We start from the raw sequence: 19,584 nt of genomic DNA on the forward strand, positions 1-19,584 counted from the left end.
CGACCCCAGATAAGAGCGACACACAACGGTCGCGGACGGCACCGACGCACGAGGCGAGGCCTGACCAGGCCGGGGTTAGATCGAACTCCTAAAGCGGTCGTCAGTCCGGTGTAGCACTGGACCCGCAGGGTCAGCGACGCTTCGCCTGGCCAGAGCGACTTGCATGCGGTTGACTTGCTACTTCGGCAGATACGGGCTCGGCTTGCCGTACCAGCTGATGCGCAGGGTGTCGCGGGCGCGGGTGGCCGCGACGAACAGCAGTGACCGGGCCTTCAGTTCCTCGCGGGCGAGGCGCCGAGGGTCCGTGTCGCGGTAGCGCTGGACGACGGACGCACGGGGGATGACGCCGTCGCGGGCACCGACGATGGCGAGCCTCTGGTATTCGAGGCCCTTGAAGCGGTGCATGGTGCCGATGTGGATGTCTCCGTCTCCCTTGACACCCTCCTTGGTGAGTTCCGCGACGGTCAGCTCGGCCTCGGTGACCAGGTAGTACATGACTTGGTTGACGGCCTCGCGGTCGGCCACGCACACCGCGATGTTGCCGCGGGGGTCGCGGACCTTGCCGTCGGCTCCGCCGGTGGCAAGGTCCTGGCGCCAGGTCCGGAGGGTGGTGGCGAGCTGGGCGAGTTCGTCGTCCCAGCTCTCGCACCGAACGAGCTCGGGGGCCGGACCACGCAGGACCGAGCGGTAGCCGTCGAGGGTGTCGGTGCCGTCGTCGAGGTCGTCGAAGGTGATCTGGGCGCTCTTGGGGTTCACCACTTCCATGGCCCGGTTCAGGATCTCGCGGGTGGTGCGGTAGCTGAGGGTGAGGCGGGCCGCGCGACCGCGGATGTTGACGCCGACAGTGCCCAGAGTGACCTGCTGGTCATAGATGCGCTGGTGGGTGTCGCCAGCGATGAACATGTCGTCCGTCCCCGGCGCGACCATGGCGCGGAGCATCTTCCAGTGGGCGGGCCTGAGGTCCTGTGCCTCGTCGACGACGACGTGCTTGTAACGGTGGCCCAGGTAGTACATGCCGGAGCCGTCGTCGCGGTGGACGAGGTCCTTGCCGCCGATCTCGTCCTTGTACTCCTGCCGCTGCTCGATCTTGGCGGCGCGCTGCATCTCGAAGCGGGCGGCGCGCTCGGCGGCCTGCCCCCAGGTCTCGCGGCCCTCCTTGTCGAGACGGGTGGTGAACTGCTCCAGGATCTTCCAGATCTGCGCCCGGTCGGGCCGACTGACGGACCGCCCGCGTCCGGCTCGCCGCGCATCGAAGTACGCCTTGCGGGTGCCGAGGGACTGACCAAGGATCACCTGCTCCCACTCCTCGTAGAGGAACTCCGCGTCCCAGCGCTTCTCGTCGAGTTCGAGGAGGACCTGGCGGAGGGTGTTCAGGGCGACGTTGTCGTAAATGCGCTGCTTCCCGGCTCCGGCGACGGTGTTCTCGTTGAGGACGCGGGCGGCAAGCTGGTCGATGTGCGTGATGTCGACGCGGGCCAGCAGTTCGGGTTCGAGCAGGGACGCCAGACGGGCACGCAGGTCGGTGGTGAGGTTCTTGGTGAAGGTGGTGAACAGGATCGGCTTGTTGTGGCCGGGGGGCAGTTGCTCGGCGAGGTGCTTGACGCGGTGGAGGGCGACGATGGTCTTGCCCGTGCCGGGGCCGCCGGAGACCCGGAACGGGCCATTGTAGCGGCGGTCGACGAGTTTGGCCTGGGCGGGGTGGAGGAAGACCTTCCAGGCCCGGAAGTCGCCCTCCTCGATGATGTCCTTGAGGGCGTCGTCGATGGTGGTGACCGTGGTACGGGCGAGCGCCGCGTCCAGGTCGTGCCGCTCGTCTTCGTCGAGTTCGACGTCGACGGGGGCCGTGATCTCCTTGCGGACGTCGTCGATGGACAGGCCGGCGGCGAGGCCGTACAGGATGTCCTTGGTGAGGAGGGGGGCGCCGGAGACGAGGGCGTCAAGTTCGGTGCTCTCGGTGACTGCGAGGGCGAGATCGATGAGCTGTTCGGCGACACCGAGGTCACGGAGGTCTTCGGTGGTGAGGCCGGCGAGGAGCGGCTCGGCCTCGGGCACAGCGGTGGCGTCGTCCGCGGGTTCCGAGGTGGCCGGTACGGGGGCGGACGTCTCCGGCTCGTCCGCTGTTTCGGGCTGCTCGGCCGGGGTGAGCGTCATCCCGGCCCGCTGGAGGACGCTCTGGCCCACCACGGAGAGGTCGACGAACTCGATCTCCCCGGTGATGCGGTTGATCGCGACGGAGAGTTCCTCGTAGACGTGCTTGCGGTGGCGGACAGCGACGACCAGCCACTTCTCGCGGCCGACTTCGTCGATGCCGATCTTGGCGAGGAGCGCGCGGTAGGACTGGTCGATCTTGGCGCGGTAGACGCGGCCGTCACCCTTGAGCGGCTTGAGGTCGAGACCCGGGTGGTCGGGGTCCTGCCGGAAGCGGTGGGAGAAGTCGTAGAACTTTCCCTTGACCGAGCGGTCGAGCTTGTACAGCTCCTGTTCGGCCTTCTCGTACAGGCTGAGCCGTGCGGTCATCGGTGGGTGGTGCCTTCCGTGTCCGGGAGCAGGGTGAGCAGGGCGTCGAGGTGGTCGAGCCAGTCGGCTGCCGTGCGCACGGTCCAGCCGTCGCCGGTGTAGGCGGCGTTCCGCTTCTGCCGCTCCTCGCTGTCGTGGGTGTCGGAGTCGACGAACACCGCCACCTTGGTGGGGGCGTCGGGCCAGGCGAAGTCGGCCTGCCAGCCGCGGTCGCCCAGTTCGTAGCCGAAGGCCGGGGCCTTCTTGCCGCGTGCGGCGAGTGCCTTGGCCAGTCGGGTGAGGTCGGAGTCGGGTTCGTCCTCTTCGAGGAGTTCGAGGATGTCCTCGTCCCAGGCGGCGTCTCGGAGCAGGCCTTCGACCGCCTGTTCCAGGGAGGAGGGGATCGAGGGCCGGTCGGTCGCCGTCGGCTCCGTGACGTCCGCGGGAGCCGTGGCGCCGTCGGTCTCCGTCTCCGGACGCAGCCGGGCGACGAGCGTCTCCAGCTCCCCGGCTCCGCCTCCGACCCGTAGTGCCTCCACGGCGAAGTCGGCGGCCCGGCTGGCGGCGAGCTGCACGCCGTCGCCGCCGCTGAAGGCGAGGAACTGCAGGAGGTTGGACCAGTAGAGCCAGGAGCGCCACCGGAGTTTGTGTGCGGGGGTGCCGAGCCGGTCGTCGTCCTGGTCGTCGAGTACGGCGAGGGCGCCCCAGCCGACCTTGGCGGTGCCGTCCGGTCCTCCGGAGGGGTCCACGGTGTAGAGCAGGGGCAGGTCGTGCTCGTCGGTGGCGGAGAGGACGAGGATCTCGCCGTCCCCGGTGACGGGTTCCACGTCGGCGGTCGGGTTCCCGCCCTTCGCCAGGGAGCTCAGGGCGCTGCGCAGCGTCGCGCGGGCCTGGGCGGGGTCGACGTTCTGGGCCAGCGGCTCAGGTGCGCTTAGGAGTCCGCCGACCAGTGCTTCCGCCCGCCGCCCCCAGCGTGTGCGGGAGGGGTCGCGAAGGTAGCCGAGAAGGGTGTCGATGGGGTTGACGAAGACGGCGTCGGCGAGGTCGGCGCGGTCGCCGCCGAGTTCCTCGTACCAGTCCTTGGCGGTGTCCTGGCCGGTGCGCCGGTAGGGCGGCCACACCGGGCGGACGGTGGCCCGCTCGCCCTTCTCGAAGAGTTCGAGGTCGTCCCAGGTGATCTGGAAGACGAGGGCGCCCCCGGCCCGCAGCTCGTCCCGCTTCGCGGAGTCGGCCGCGATGCGGTTGTGCGTGCGGGTGGCGTGGTAGCGGTGGCCGTCGAGGAAGACGTGCACCTTCTGGGGAGTGCCCTCGGTCTTCTCGAAGGTGAAGTCGGTCCGGGTGAAGTCCTCGTCGCGCTGGGCGGTCAGGCGCCAGGCCGCGGCCCCGGCGAAGCGGAGCTTGCCGCTGTGCGTGCCGCTCTCCTCTAGGGAGGCGTCGTCCTGGCCGGTGCTCCAGCCGCGCAGGGCGGCGAGGAAGCGGGCCTCCAGGTCGGACTCGACCTGCCGGTCCAGGCCGATCGCCGCGGTTGTCGGGATCTCCTCGGTGGCCCAGTAGCTGACCAGGTTCCCCTCGTCGTCGGTGAGCGGACGGCCGTCCTCGTCGACGGGACCGAGCAGACTGTTGATGATCTCCAGCGCCTCGTGGCGTGACACAGCGTCCTGGTGCCGCTCCTCGGAGTGGCGGTGCAGGCAGCGGTGGCAGGCGCGGCGCCCCTCCTCCTTGCAGGGGCAGGTCATCAGCACTGCCCGTGCCTCGGCGAGGGTGTCGCGCAGGGCGGCGGGCTTCTTGAGCCGGTCCAGGTAGCCGGTGCCACCGGGGAGCCGGTCGTACAGGACGAGGAAGTGCCGTCGCTCGCCGGTGGCCGCGTCGGGCATGGTGGCGAGGGTGGTGTCCAGGTGGGCGGGGTCTCCGCCGAAGTGCCGGTCGACGCCCAGCCGCAGCGCGGCCCGGAAGGAGTGGACCTTCTCGTCGACGAGTACGGTCGCGGCCGGCAGCAGGATGCGCAGGGCCTCGGTGGTGAGCTGGTGGGCGAGGAGTACCGGTTCCTGCTTCGGCGCGTCCGCTCCCCTCTTGCCCCGGCGCAGCGGGCACCACGGCTGGTGGTGCTTGACGGCGAGGTTGCGTACGGCGGAGGTGTCGAGGGCGTCGGTGTCGTGGTCGAAGACGGGCTTGCCGTCGGCGCTCGCCGCCCCGCACGCGGTGCAGACGTGGAAGGGCGCCAGCCGGACGTCGTGTCCGGCCAGTTCCTCCTCGGCGCGGGCGTCGAACCGGAGCGGGCCGACGTTGATCCTCCGGATGACCGCCTTGCGGGAGTAGTCGACGCCGAAGGTCTCGCGGGTGTGACGCCAGGACGCCTTGGCCTCGATGTGCTCCGCGGGGAAGTCGACCGCGTCGATGACGGAGTAGAAGCGCTGCTCACGGTCGTCCTTGTCGTCACCGATCCGGGCGTCGTCGCGCTTGTCGCGGGAGGTGACGACGGTCGGTTCGATCACGTGGTGGAGGCAGGATCCGTCGTCGGCGATGCCGGTGCTGTGGCAGCGCGGGCACGGGCTGCGGTCCTCGGCGGCGTTCTCGGTGCGGACGTAGCCGCACTCACGGCAGAAGCGCCAGGGCGTCCAGTCGGGCCGGGTGGAGCTGCCGATCTCGATGCCGGTGATCTGGTGCTTGTAGCCGTTGACGTAGAAGGTGTTGCCGGGTGCGAGTTCGGACAGCGCGTAGCGTTGGGGCCGCTCGTACGGGCGCATCTTGGAGTCGAAGCGTTCCCGGCCCGTCTTCGGGTCGGTGCCGTCGGGCCAGTACAGCGTGGCGTTGAGGGTGGTGACGGCGTCGAGGAGGGCGTAGTTCGGCAGCAGGCCGAGGTCGCAGAGTGCCTGCTGGGCGGTCACGTTGCCGCGTTTCATCAGGCGCCGGCCGACCGCCCGGTGCTCCGCCTCGAGCTCCGCCTTGCGGACGCGCTGCTCATCGTCGTCCTCGTGCAGTTCGCGGACGGCCTCGTCGATGAAGGTGAGCCTGCGGCGCAGCTCCTCCTCCCCGCGCTTCCACTGCCGTACGGCCTCCTCGACAGTGCCGCGCAACCTGCGCTTGGCGTAGTCGCGCAGTTCGTCGGCGGCCTGAGGGCTGACGCCGGTGGGGAAGAGGTTGAGGAAGGCCTCCACGTGCTCGGCAGCACCGGCGAGGGCGGCCTCCACGAGGTCTTCGAGGTATCCGGTGGGGCCGAAGAGGGCGGGCGCCTCACGGGGGATCGGGGCGAGTGCCCGCCCGTCGGGGCGCTTCAGCCTGCCCTGTGCGGCGAGGTCGAGGAGGTGGGCGAGGTACTGCCGGCGCAGGATCTCGATGGCCGACAGGTGGCTGCCCGGCGGCACGATCTGACCGGCGATCATCTCGCGGGGCTGGTCGAGGTAGTACAGGTCCCGGCGACTGCGGTCGGGGATGGTGAGGAGGAAGGCGTTGCCGGTGCGCCGTCCGGCGCGGCCGACCTGCTGGACGTAGTTGGCGGCGCGGCGGGGCAGGGCAGCCAGCACGACCGCCGACAGGTCGCCGATGTCGATGCCCATCTCCAGGGTGGGCGTACAGGACAGCACGTTGGGGTCCTTGAACCCGCTGCCGTCTCGGAACGCCGCCTCCACCCGTTCGCGTTCCGGTCGGGTGAGCATGCCGGTGTGCTCGGCGGTGATCACCTGGTAGGTGCCGGCCTTGCGGTAGAGCCTGCGGTAGTAGTCCTCGCGATAGTCGCGGTCGCGCTGGTGCCGGCCGAGCCCTTCCGGCCGAGTTCCGGCGACGAGCCGGCCCGTGCGGCAGCGGTAGGCGGGGCACTTCTGGTCGTCCCACTGACCGAGCAGGTCGGGGTGGACGGTCTGCTCCCAGAAGCAGGACGGGCAGCGGACGAACGCCTCGTTGACCTCGTCGTCCTTCAGGAGCCGGACGTCGATGGCACCCGGCTTGAGCCCGTAGATCCGGAGACTGCTGTCCTCGGGCGTGCGTACGGCGAGCAGCCCGGCGGTGACGAGTTCGGGCAGCAGGCGGGACCAGAACTCGGCGGCCTGCTCACGGGGCAGGCCGAGGCTGCGCTGGGCCCACCGCTCGTACCAGGAGAGGCGTCCGGTGGCGAAGTCGAACTCGCTCCTCGACTTCGGCGCGCTCAGCAGGAACACGGGCGCGGCGATGCCCTTGGGGAAGGCCCGCATACCGACGGGCCGTTTGCCCCAGATGAAGTAGCGGCTGGTTCCCGCCTCCTTCAGGTAGCCGTCCAGCCAGCGGTGGCCGATGGCGCCGCGGGTCCGCAGCCGTTCCAGGAAGATGCGCAGGAACCCGAGGTACCGGTCGTCGTCCAGTGCGTCGGGGACGGGTAGTTGGCCGCCCTTGCCGTAGGGGGCGGTGTGCGCGGTGCGGACGATCTCGACGGCGGCGGTCGGGTCCGCTATGCGTACCTGGGCGGCGGCGGTACGGGTGAGTTCGAGCGTACGTCCGTTGCGGGAGCGGAAGCCGAACTCCATCAGCGCCTCGAACGCGAACCGCTCCCCGATCAGGTCCCAGGTCTTGTAGTCCCCGCCTCGGCCCTGACCGGAGAGGAGCTTCTTGACCCCCTTGATGTCGTGCAGGTCGGTGGGGACGACGGCGGCGAGCGTGATGCGGTCGGTGGTCGCGGCGACGACGTCGGCGATCAGGTCGTTGAGCGCGGTCGGGGCGTCTTCGGAGAGGTGGCTCTTGAACAGGGCGCGCAGGGAGAAGGTGTACGAACGGCTCGCGACGAAACCGGCCCGGTGCGCGGCGTCCTGCACCGAGTCGTTGAACATCAGGGTCTTGGTCTCGCCCTGTTTCTTGTCCAGCTCACCTCCGGTGAACAGCTGGGTGACGGAGGCGGCGGCGAGCGCGGCGGCGCCGGTACCGAGGAAGCGGACGGTGTTGCGCGAGCCGCAGGCCGGGCACCAGTCCTCCTCGGCGGCGGTGGTCGCGGTCTCCCCCAGGTAGACGAGGACGAACGCCGAGTCGGCACCGGCCAGCCGGGGACTGCCGGTCTCGGGGTCGTAGTCGGCCACCGGATCGGGCAGCCGCAGCCGACGCTTTGGACCGTCCAGGACGCGGAGCTGACCTGCCCCGGCCACGCTGAGCGCGTTGGCGTCGGCGCGCCCGGCGGCGCGGCCCGCGCCTTCCATGGGCGCGGCTCCGGAGCCTTCCCGGGCCTCGCCGTCGGTGGCGGCGATGAGGTTGCGCACCCGCATCTTGTCCTGGCTGACCGAGGCCCGCCGGATCTTGTGCGTGTCGACCTCGACGGCCAGGTCGTCGGACTCCGGGGTGAATACCGCCCAGCCGGAACGCCCGCAATCACGGCAGTACACCGCGGGCAGGAACAGGTTCGCGGACTGTCCCTCTGTCGCCGTGGTGACGGGCGCGGTGCGCCCCGTCGCTTCCTCGGAAGTCTCGGGGGCGCCGGCGGTGTCCCACTGGAACTCGGCCTTGGGCCACGGCAGCACGCCCCGCACGAGACGGGACACCGACCGGGCCCACTGGTGGACCTCGACCTGCACGAAGGGACGCGGCTCCTTGGGCGTGGACCCCGGATCGCGGGCGACCGAGAGCAGCGCGACGAAGCGGGCGAGCGCCTTGGCCGCGACCTCGGGGCGCAGGGTGATGGTGCGGCCCCACGCCTGGGCGCCGCGGCGCCACATCAGGTCGAGGATCTCGGGCACGGTACGCACCTGCCCGTCCAAGGCGTGCAGTACGGCGGCGGTCAGGGCGTGTCGCTTCAGCACCCGGCCGAGCGTGAACGGATCGGTGTCCCGGCTGCCGGTGACGGCTTCGGCGAGTGCGGCGAACTCGTCCTCGCCGAGCGTGGGGTCGGGCAGGGCCGCCAACTCGTCGGGGGTCGGCGTGGGCAGCAGCGGGTCGAAGTCGCCGCTGGGTACGAACCCGTCGACGGTGAGACGCTGTTCACCGACGACGGCGTCGGGAGTGAACTCGGTGCCGAACACCTGGGTCGCCACGTCGAGCAACTGCCGCGCCCCGTCGGCATCCGTACCGGAGGCGAGGGTCGCCGAGGTGGCGACCGGGCAGATATGCCCGAGCGGGCGGCCCTTCTCGGAGGCTCCGACGGCGGAGGCGAGCCGGCGCAGGAGCATGGCCACGTCCGTGCCCTGCGCGCCGTCGTAGGTGTGGAACTCGTCGACGACGACGTACCGGATGTCGGAACCCGCCCACATCGCGGCGTCGTCGGCGCGCTGGAGCAGCAGGTCCAGCATCTTGTAGTTGGTGATGAGGATGTCCGGCGGCGTGACCTGCATGTCGTACCGGTCGGTGTACACCCGCCCGTACCGGGTGGCCGCGCGCTCACCGATGTAGAGACCGGCCCGGACCTTGCTGAGTTCCGGGTGGTCGGTGAGGAGCCCGTTGATGCGCTGCGCCTGGTCGGTGGCGAGGGCGTTCATCGGGTACAGGAACACGGCCTTGACACCGCCGCGCCCGGCCGCTCGTTCGCGGGCGCAGTGGTCGAGCACCGGGTAGAGAAAGGACTCCGTCTTACCGGATCCGGTACCGGTGGTGACGAGGGTCGGCCGGGGTATCCGGCCGCCGGCGGAGGACAGTCGCTCGAAGGCTACGGCCTGATGGGCGTATGGCGTCCAGTCGTCCGTGCGTCGCCAGTCGAGGTACTGCTCCCACGAGGCGTCGGCCTGGACGAAGGGCGTGCGCAGGCGGAGGAACGGTCCCCGGAACATGCCGGAGTTGTCGTCCCCGAGGAACCTGTGCAGCGCCTTCCGCGCGCCCTCGTCGGTCAGCGCGTAGGTGGTGGAGAGGTACTGGAGCAGGCTCTCCTTCAACCCCTCCGCTTCGAGCGTCGGCCTCACGGCTTCGGCACCTCCTGCTTGACCGGATCCCACTGGCCTGCGGCCACGGCGCCGTCCAGCCGCTTTTTGAAGTAGGCGTGGGCTTCACGCATTTCCGTCTCGCGGTCGGCCTTGTAGAAGGGGGCGGTGTAGCCGTCGGGGACGGGGGTCTGGGGGGCAGGGTTGTTGGCCGGGTCTTCCTGGTGGGCTTTGAAGCCAGGGTCGGCCATGTACTTCTCGAACTGCTTCCAGTGGTCCCTGTCCTGGCCGTGGCCGTAGGTGTAGCGGTCACCGGCGATCTTGCGCTCGGCGGCGTCGAACCAGGTCACGCGGTCGAAGTCCTGCATGATCGGGAAGCGGGCCCTGTACATGGTGATGAGCGTGTCGGCGTCGATGCCGAGCCAGACGGCTACGAGGGCGTCGATCTCGACGAGGGCGGCGCGGCGGGCGTACTCGGTGCGAAGGGGGGTGTCGCGCTGCCAGGTGGGGGTGGTCTCGTTGAGTTTCGTCGACATCAGAGGCCAGGGGCGTGCCCAGGGCTCGTGGTCGGCCCAGGTGGGGTCGTGCAGTTCCTTCCAGAGGTCGGCGTAGGCGGTGGTGAGACAGTTCAGGCGGAGGCTGCGGAGGAGTAGGGCGGGGGCTAGGGGGTGGTCGCTCTGGGGTGCTGGCAGCGACTTCGAGCGGGTTTCGTGCAGATGGGAAACATTGGTGGTGCGCAAGAAATAGTCCAGTGGAAGTGACGACCACATGCCGCTGACAAGCGCCGTTCCAGCGTTGTTCACCGCAGAAGCACTCCGCAAGCCGCCTACATGACTGGGCTTGGGGGGAAGTAGCGACACGTAGAGCGCCCGCTCAGTGTCCGGCGCAATCTGGTTTCGCCACGCCAAGCGGTAGAACTCCGTGTAAGGCTTCGTCGCCCGCGCCACGAATACCTGGTCCACCAACTCGAACGGGACCTCCCGCGGCAGGCACCCCACCTTTTCAGCCAGCGTCCCCTTAACCGCGCGGATCTCGTCATCCGAAGAACGCAACCGCTCCAGCTCTGCATGGTCCAGCCACCGGTCCTGCTCACCCCGATACGTGGCGTCGTCAACTACCCGTCGGTACTCCGACTCCGGAATCGCGTCAGAAGACAGCTCCAGGTGGTTGAGCCCACGTACCTCGCCACCGCCTTGGCTGGGCTGCTTGAAGAACGGGTTGGCAACACCGATCTGCGGTCCCTTGAGAATGACGTCCTTCCAGGTGTCTGCCTGGAAGTCCTCACTGTCCGCGAGGTTCTTGTTGTAGTCGATCAGGGGCTTGTCCTTATCGGGACCGTAGACGGACTTCTTCGCGCCGCTCTCATCAAACCCGCGCGTAATTTGCGGTGACAGAGCGCCGAGCCGCAGCGGATACCCCGCGAGCGCGTCAATGGCAGGGTCCTCAGCCGTACTGACCGGGGTAAGAAGTCGTGCTCGTTCCACCGGAACGTCCTGCTCACCCGAAAGTTTCTGCCAGCGCGCCAGGGTGGCTGTGGTGACCCGGACGACCCGCTTGCTGTGCGGTCGCTCGTCCCAGTCGCCGTCGAACTTCACACCCGGCACATCTCCATTGCCGTCGTGTGCTGCGGACAGCCGGAACGCGTCAACCGAGAAGAGCCAGGACAGGTGCTGGAAATCGATCTCCCCACAAGTGCCGTAGATGTGGACGCCGAAGTGACTGGACCGGCCGACGGGTGGTGGGAAGAACCGGTTGCCCGCATTGACGAAGTCGCCGTGCATCCGCAGTCTGCGGTAGGCGCCCTCACGGAGGTCGGCTTCCTTGTCTCCGTTGAAGTGGGTGTCAGGATGGATCAATCCCGCGCTGCCGAAGGCAGCGGTGTGGTCCCACACCTGGCACATGAACGCGCGGTACAAATCCGGTTGACCCGAAACCAGCGGATACACCTCCGGCGCCGCCAGATAGTCTGCCATCGTCGCCGTGGTCGTCACCTCACCCAGTGCGTACGTGACCACCTCAGTTTTGGCCAGCTCAGCCGTCCGTCGCCGCTGCTTCTCAGCCGCCGGAGGCTTCTCCGTCAGCATGAACCACGGCTCGAACTCCGCGATGACGGAGTTCTCCTTCCACTCCGGCCGCACCCACGGCGGATTCCCCACCTGAAGATCGAACCCGCCCCCCTCCACAAAGGCGTGCGCAAAGTCCAACTCCCAGTGCAGGAAGCCCTGTTCCTCCGCGATTTCCCTCACAACCCCCATCCAGGGATAGCGCGCCTCGGGGTCAGTGCGGTCCATCCACATCTCGTCGAGGAGCAGCTTCTCGTACTCCCCCAAGTCCTTGAGGTTGTCAAGGTCGGATCCAATACTGCCGTCCGGCACCGGACCAACCCCGAGCATGGACTCCAAGAAGTCCAGCCAGTCGTTCAGGTCCTTGAGCGGAATGACAGGGCGGCGGCGCTTCGGCGCGGGACCGGTCGGCTTCTTGCGCTGCTTCGGGACCCCGCCGGCCTTCTGCACCTCGTAGAAGTAGTCCCCCTCCGCCTCCATGTTCGCGTCATCGAAGGAGGGCTGATCACCGGCCATCTGAAAGAGCAACCCCGCCTGAGCGAACCGGGGCGCGGGCTTGCTCGCGGCAGGAGCAGGCGCAGGGGCGCTACTCGGCCGTACCTCCTGCGGCGCTGCCTGAGGCGTCGCCGGATCCCCGACCCCGCTCAGCAGCTCCTCCACGTCGACGGACTCCGCCGCGTACTCCCCGTCCGTACCGTCGAGCAGACCGACCTTGTCCACCGGCCAGAACCACAGCGCACACCAGGCGTCCATCACCTGCTTCAGCCGCCAGTACGGCGTGTCCACGGCGTTGAAGAGGTCCGCATAGACCTTCTCCTTCGACAGCCGTGTCGCACCGCCGTTCTCGGCCCGGCGCAGGAACGCGAACTCCTCGTCCTTCGGGTCGGCTTCCCAGACGTCGATGCTGCGGGCGATCTCCCGCTCCGACAGCTCCATCCGCTTGACGACGAGCTTCCACAGGAACTCCGCACGCCGGGCCGCATCCCTCAGCCTGGTGTACTGGGAGGCAACTTCTCCCTTGGTCTTCGGGTCGATCCTCGGCGTACCGGCCTTCGTGTACTTCCGCTCAGGCTTCTGAAGGACGCCCTTCTTCCAATCCCGCAGCTGCTCCACGCCATCGCCGGCGAGCTGCCCGAGCAGCTTCTTAGCGTCACCGCCCGCCCGCGTCACGGCCGCCCAGCCCGGCGTCGGCAGCAGGAACTGGTGCACCGCCCCGTCCGGCAGCGGCAGTTCCTGCCCGCCCGCCTCGTTGTCCCGGAACGGCAGGCGCGTCGGCGCCTGGGTGCCGTTGTCCTTCAGCCACCCGGGCTTGCCTTTCTGCGGGGCGACATCCTCCGCCGCGTACACCGCCCGCCGCCCGCCGACCAGTGAGTTGCCCCGCCGCAGGTGCAGCCCGAACCAGGGCGCACGCATCCCCGGGTGCATGGTGTTGAGCCACAGCGAGACCTCGGCCAGCTCGACGCCCGTCCGGTTCAGGTCCACGCCGTATGCGTTGTGCAGCGCGATGTACGCCTTGACCTTCTGCTTCTCCGTCAGCGCCTGCGCGGTCGGGATCGAGCGGCCCAGCTCGTCCTGCCTCCGGCGCAGATACTCCTCGGCGACCTGGTTAATCGCCTCGTTGAGGAACGCCCCGGAGCCGAGCGCCGGCTCGCAGATGCGGTACTTGAGCAGCTCGGAGGCCCGCGTCTTAATGACGTTCCCGGCCTCGTCGTTATCCTGGTCCAAGCGGTGCTTCAGGGCCAGTTCGACGGTGACCTTCGTCAGGGACTCGGGAGTGTAGTAGGACGCCGAAGTCTCCCGGTCACGACCGGCGAGGCGGTAGACGAACGTGCCCGCCGGGTACTTCTTGGGCCCGCGCAGGCCCTTCTCCTCACGGTCCCGCTCGTCGTACTGGACCCAGGTCTTCTCGTCGTACTCCTTGAGCCGGTGCGAGGGGACGAGCCACGACCCCTTCTCCGGGTCGCCACCCTTGGCGACCTCGCTCAGCTCCTCCTCGGCGATGATGCCGGTGTACGACATCAGGCCCTCGTAGACCGCTCCGAGCTGGTTGATGCCCAGGTTGCGGTACGAGATGAAGCCGCCGCGTTCGCCCCGCCGCTTGGCCTTCTTCATGGTGAGCAGGCGCAGCACCTCGTGCAGGGCGCGGTTACGCAGACGCAGATCGAGCCAGGCCGGGCCCTCGGGGCTGTCCTCGTCGCCGCGCGGGTCGCGGGTGCCGCGGCCGATAAGCTTCACCGCTGCCGGCTCGAAGAGTTCGCTGCGCAGCGGTTCGAAGCGCAGACCGCGCCCCTCGCTGCGCTGCTTGGCCTTCTTCTTGCGGGTCTCGGCGTCGTCGCCGTCGCGCTCGTCCCACGGTTCGGTGCCGTACTCGCGGTGCCCGTAGTTGACCTTGTTGAAGAGCAGGTCGAGGGAGTCGTGCAGGTGGGTGCCGTTGCGGGCGGTCTCGTCCGTGAGCTGGGCGTCCCGCTCGACGATCTCGCGGAGTCGCGCCACCGAGTAGCCGGCCTCGTACGTGCCGTCGTCGGCGGGGAGGATGCCCAGTTCGGGGCGGGCCTCGGCGTACAGGAGGAAGAGGATGCGGTAGAGGTAGCGCAGTGCCTCGCGGGTGAGCTGTCGGGCGAACGGTTCCCCGGGGTTTTCGAGGTCGCGCGGTGCGAGACCGGTCTCTTCCAGCCGGGCCAGCACCTCGTTGGCGATGATCTCGACGGACTTCTGGAGTCCCTGGCGCAGCTCGCCGGAGACCCCGACCGCGTTGTCCCGGGACGCCTTGACCAGGGCGTCGATGGCGGGCCCCTTGCCGTCCTCGGCCGGAGCGAGCGCGTCGTGGCTGAACAGACCTGCGATCGTGGCGAGTTCGCCGTACTGCTTGCGGTCGTAGCGCTCCAGGGCGGCGTCGAGGTTGACGGCGAGGTAGCGGCCCTCGCCCCACGCCTGCCGGTCGGCCAGGACAATCACACCGCCGCAGAGCAGCAGGACGAAGCGCGGGGCGCTGCCGCCCTCGCCGCCCAGTTCGCTCTGGAACAGCCAGGTGGCGAGCGCGTGGCCGGACTCGTAGGTCTCGCCGTTGCCCACCGTCCGCAGCGGGTGGAGCAGACGGCCGTAGCCGTCGGCGTCCAGGGCGGTGTCGTTGCTCGCGGACCAGCCGCAGTCGACGGCGACGATGCCGTCACCGTGCCAGGCGACCTTCACCGTGTGGTCGCGTCCGGCACGGTGGACGGTCAGCTCGCGCGGACCGTCCTCGGCGTCGGTCCCCGGGTAGCCGAGAGCGGTGAGGACCTTGCGGTGCCACTCGGTGACGCGCTCGCGCCACTCCTCGTCCTCGTAGGTGTTGAGGCGCTCCTCGAAGCCGTCCTTGTCGGGGTACTCATTGTCCTCGGCGTCCGCCTTAGCCTGCTCGGCGAAAAACCCCCGGTACTTCTCGTCGAGGTAGACGGAGCGCAGGCCGCGCAGGGCGACGCGCGGCGTGGCCCGCTTGTCGTTCTCGTCGGACTCGCGGTCGGCCCAGACGGCGAAGACGCCCTTCTTCAGGCCGTCGGCGAGCTGCTCGGCGAAGTAGTGCGCGGACAGGTACTCGCCGCGGTTGGAGAAGGAGTCAAAGTCGGTGCTCATCGGGCGGTCGTCTCTCCGGCGTCGGGCAGGTCGGTCGCGGCGGACCCGGCGGTGGGCGGTACAGGGGTGGCGGCGAGCGGTTCGAGGACGGCGAGGAGCCGCAGCAGCGGGGCGCCGGACGTGCGCAGGGAGCGGATCAGCGTCCGGCGCCGGTCGGCCGTGAGGTTCACGTCGTTCTTCTTCTTCTGGGAGCGACGTGCCTCCGCGGTGAACAGCGCGGCCTGCTTCCACTCGGTGACGCGCTTCTCGAAGGGTGCGAGCACGGCCTCGATCTGCTGCGCATACGCGGCTTCACGACCCTCCAGGAATCGCCGCGCCTCGCCGACCGCGGCCGGCACCCAGCTCTGGAGGAGGTCCTTGTTCACCGGAGCGGCGCGCCCCGGCATGCTCGGGCCGACCCGGCAGGCGGCGAGGAAGGCGTTGTCCATCCGGTAGGTGCGGGGGGCGTCGGGCAGGCCGGTGACGGCCATCCACTCGACGACGGTGGGGCGTCCGGCCTTGTTCGAGTAGATGCCCTGGAGAAGGTAGACCGGGCCGTCGAGCGCGGCGGGCAGCTCCGGATCGATGTCGGCCGCCCTGTCGCGGTCCGGGTCGAAGGCGAGTACGAACGCCTCGTCGTGGCGGAGCGCGGCGAGCGCCTTGTCGGTGACCCAGTCCAGGACGGGGTGCACATCGGAGACGTAGCTGACGTTCGGCCACTGGCTGTCGGACTCTTCGCGGGCCACCTTCAGGCGCTTGCCGGCGAGACCCTTGTCGAAGGTGAGGCGGATGCGCGCCTCCTTGTTCGCCGTAGGGAGGATCTCCTGCTCGGTCAGATAGGACTTGGGCAGGGCCTTCAAACGGTGGAGGAGGTCCGGCGGCGGCTGGAAGGCGATGGTTCCGTCGCCTTCGCGCCGGAGCTTGAGGGCGATGTCGGGGGTGCTGGGGTGGCAGACCTGGCGGAGGGCCTCGTCGAAGTAGTCGGAGGTGGCCGTGCTGCTGCCGACCGTGCCGAAGAGGCTGGGCACGGTGGCTCGGGGGATGTCGTCCGTCGGCTTCTTCGCTCCGACGTTGCCCATCGCCCTGGCGAGCATGGCCTTCGCTCCGCCGCCCGCCGTCGACGACGACTGCTTGATCGACTCCTCGACGGTGCGGCCGGCGATGAGGTCGCGGGTGAGGCGGTCCTCTTCCTCCTTCGCCTTGTAGATCCCTGTGACCGCCTCCGCGGTGCCCTCGATGCGGTGGGCCTCCTCCTCGCGGGCGAGCAGCTTCGCGCCGACAAGGCGGTCGTCGAGCGGCAGGGGCTCGCCTGTCGTGTCGTCGGTGCGCCACTCCACGTCGCTGGTGAGGACCAGCGCCCGGAACCGGGGGTTCTTCTTCTGCCCGTAGCGGTCGATGCGGCCGTTGCGCTGCTCGATGCGGATCAGCGACCAGGGGAGGTCGTAGTGGATCAGTTCGTTGCACTGCTGGTGCAGGTTGACGCCCTCGGAGGCCACGTCGCCGGTGAACAGCAGCCGGACGGGCTTCGTGGCCAGGCCGAACTCCTCGACGATGCGCTGCTGCTCCTCCTCGCCGGAGGCGTCGGCGTGCATGACCTCGACGACCCCGCCGTACGCCTTCCACGGCTTGGATTCCTTCTCCCCCTGCTCCAGCTGCTTCGTCCGCGGGAAGCCGAGCCGGGCCGGAACGGTGTCGGCCAGCCACTTCAGGGTGGGGATGCGCTCGGAGAAGACGACGACGCGGGTGTCCGAACCGGGACCCACGCCGATCTCCTCCAGGACCTTGACTAGGGCGTCGAGCTTGGACGAGTCGTCGTCGCCAAGATCGTTCGCGAGGCGGGCGAGGTCGACGATCGCCTTCCGTTCGATCTGGCGTGCGGCCTCCATCTGCGCTGCATCCTGGCCCTTGCGGCCCTTCAAGGGCTTTTCGAGGGTCTTGGTCCGGGCGGCGACGGAAGTCTGGAAGGCTCGGTGGGAGGAGAGGAACGCCTTCAGCAGGTTGTAGGCGACCATCGAGTCCACGCACACGGAGGAGGCCGCCGGGTCACTCGGGATCCAGCGCGCGGCGAGCTCCGCCAGGACCGCCTCCTCCTTCTCGGTCGCCTTGGCGAACACCGGCTTGGACGGGCCGCGATCCGCCCACTCGCCCTTGAGGGAGTCGCGTACCTCACGGTCCGTCTTGGTGCGGCGGATGTAGAGGTGTTTGAGGTCCTTCACGTCGTACGACGACGGATCGGCGATCGCGGCCTCGTCCAGCATGCCGATCAGTTCGGCAAAGGACTGCGCGTCCCCGTTGTGCGGGGTGGCGGAGGCCAGCACGAAGGCATCGCTGCGGCGGGCGAGGAGGCGGGCCAGGGCATTGTTCTTCGTGTTCCGGTTGACCAGGTTGTGGGATTCGTCGATGACGACGGCGTCCCATTCGGTGTTCTCCAGGTGGTGAGCGTAGACGTCGCTCTTAAGGGTGTCCACAGAGATGATCGCTCGCTTGAAGTAGGCGAACGGGTTCCGGCCGGCCGGAATGTCCTGCTGGATGCGCTGGATGCCGGTGGAGTCGAGACGGACGAGCGGGACGGAGAAGCGGGTCCACAGCTCGCGCTGGAACTGCTCCAAGACGTGCGCCGGGGTGACCACGAGGATGCGCTCGCCCCGCCCGCGGCGGATCAGCTCGGCGAGGAGGACGCCGATCTCCAGGGTCTTGCCCAGGCCCACCACGTCCGCGATGAGGACGCGCGGCTGCGGGTTCTCCTGCGACAGGGCCAGCTCGGCGGGGCGGAGCTGGTGCGTCTGCTGGTCCATGAGGAAGTTGCCGACCAGCGCGAGCCCGTGCTCGGTCTGCGGCAGGGCGGTCTTGCGGATGACGGCCTCCAGGTAGAGGCGCGCCTTGCGGTGGTTCGGTGAGGGGTCGGCGACCAGACGGGTCTTGTCGGGGTCGATCGGCTCGATGTGGTCCAGCTTCTCGTAGAAGACGGCGTCCATGCCGCGCACCAGGGAGGAGACGCCGGAGGCCTCGACCATCCAGCCGTCGTACTTCGTCGGCTCGACCTTCTTCACCAGCCACTGCTCGTCGCGCACCAGGACCTGAGAGCCCGGGGCGAACCCGGGGCGTCGGGAACGCGGCCCAACACCGGACTCAGCGTCCGGTGAGGTCCGGTCGCGGACCACCGAGCCGTCCACCGAGTCGAAGGTTCCCTGCCCCTCGGGCACCATGCCGTCGCCCGCCCCCGCACCGCTCACGAACCGCTCCGTTCCCTCGTCATCCCTGACGTCCCGCATACCGTTCCTACCGCCGCTTCACAGTCTTCTCGCCCACCGCGTGTCCCGGTGTAACGGGTCGGCCTTCCCGCAACCGCCCTGCCCGCCTGCCGTCACCACAGGTCACAGAGCGGCTTGCATCGCGTACCGGGCCCTCAGCTCCTCGGCCACCTTCTGCGAGGCCGGTTTCCGTCCGGGCCTGCGGGGCGGTTCGACGGGCGTCCGCTCGGTGGGGCGGGAGGTGTCCCCGGGCTCCGCCCGGTCGCCCGACGGTACGACTGCGGACTTGATGGGAGGTTCCTCCGCCTGTTCCGCACCGGAGGGACGGGCCTGCTCCTCGTCCTCGATTGGGTCGGGGCGTGCAGGACGGTCGAGCGGGCTGTCGGCTCCGTCCTCGTCCACGACCTGCGTGTGCACGTCAAGCGCGTCGCCGTGCTGGACCGCGATACGCTCCCACACCGCCGACGAGGGCCCGGTGCGACCGTCCCCGCCGCTGAGGGGAGCCGCTGCGTCGATCAAGGCGTACCGCGCCTCGACGGGTGTGAACCCCGTGTCCTTCATCAGCGCCACGCACTGGTCGGTGACCTCCGTGAGTGTAGGCCGGTCCTCCGGAGCGTGGGCGAGCATCGCCGTGATCAGCGGGACGAGCGCCTCGGGCAGGCCGGACAGGTCCGGTGGCTGTGCCTCGTCGGCCAACTGGGCGACGATGGCCGGCCAGCCGCGGCCGTCGTACGGATAGTGGGCGGCCGCCGCGTACAGCAGGACCGTGCCCAAGCCGTACACGTCGGCTGGGGTCTTCACCCGGGAGCGGCCGAGGGCCTGCTCCGGCGGCATGCAGCGGACCGTGCCGATGATCATGCCGTCCTGCGTGAGGGTGTCCTTGCCCGCGTCCAGGAACGCGCCCAGCCCGAAGTCGATCAGGATCGGACCGTACTCGCCGAGCATGACGTTCTGCGGCTTGAGGTCGCGGTGCAGCAGATCGACGGCGTGCACGGCCTCCAGACCCTCGGCGAGCAGGGCTCCGAGGCTGGCGACCAGCGCCACCGGGAGGGCGCCCGTGCTGTCCACCTGCTCCTGGACGGTCCGGCCGGGCACGTACTCAACGGCCATCCACGGTTCGTCGGCGTAGGGATCGGCGTCGAGGAAACGGGCCACCCGATTGGTTCCGACGACCGTCCGGGCGATCAGCGCCTCTCGCTCGAAGCGCGCCCGGGTGGCCTGATCCAGCCTGTCGTTCCTGATCACCTTCACCGCGACCGGGTCGCCGCCGGGTGAGTAGGCCAGATAGACCTGCCCCATGCCCCCCGCGCCCAGCTCGCGCTCGACCGTATAGCGGCCGATCTGCGTGGGCACCTCAGTCATCTCTGCCGTGTCACCCTCTCGTGCCCA

5 protein-coding genes are annotated in these 19,584 nt (G+C 69.3%); all 5 read right to left on the reverse strand.

Going from position 1 to position 19,584, the window contains the following annotated elements; genetic code table 11:
- Window positions 1–177: 177 nt before the first annotated feature.
- Window positions 178–2,517, reverse strand: coding sequence for a UvrD-helicase domain-containing protein (locus AB0J12_RS03710; protein ID WP_363262529.1), 2,340 nt, complete (start codon window positions 2,515–2,517; stop codon window positions 178–180).
- A complete protein-coding gene (locus AB0J12_RS03715; RefSeq protein WP_363262530.1) occupies window positions 2,514–9,335 on the reverse strand; it encodes a DEAD/DEAH box helicase in 6,822 nt (2,273 codons plus the stop codon). The genes AB0J12_RS03710 and AB0J12_RS03715 overlap by 4 nt, the downstream gene beginning before the upstream one ends.
- Window positions 9,332–14,965: a hypothetical protein gene (locus AB0J12_RS03720; protein ID WP_363262531.1), complete on the reverse strand. Its 5,634-nt coding sequence runs from the start codon at window positions 14,963–14,965 to the stop codon at window positions 9,332–9,334. Before AB0J12_RS03720 ends, AB0J12_RS03715 begins: the two co-directional genes overlap by 4 nt.
- The gene (locus AB0J12_RS03725; protein ID WP_363262532.1) at window positions 14,962–18,177 is read right to left on the reverse strand and encodes a DEAD/DEAH box helicase; all 3,216 of its coding nucleotides are present in this window, start codon (window positions 18,175–18,177) and stop codon (window positions 14,962–14,964) included. Before AB0J12_RS03725 ends, AB0J12_RS03720 begins: the two co-directional genes overlap by 4 nt.
- A gap of 141 nt (window positions 18,178–18,318) precedes the next feature.
- Window positions 18,319–19,557, reverse strand: coding sequence for a serine/threonine-protein kinase (locus AB0J12_RS03730; RefSeq protein ID WP_363262533.1), 1,239 nt, complete (start codon window positions 19,555–19,557; stop codon window positions 18,319–18,321).
- Window positions 19,558–19,584 lie beyond the last annotated feature (27 nt).

This window comes from Streptomyces sp. NPDC049915 (assembly GCF_040656475.1).
GTDB lineage: Bacteria > Actinomycetota > Actinomycetes > Streptomycetales > Streptomycetaceae > Streptomyces.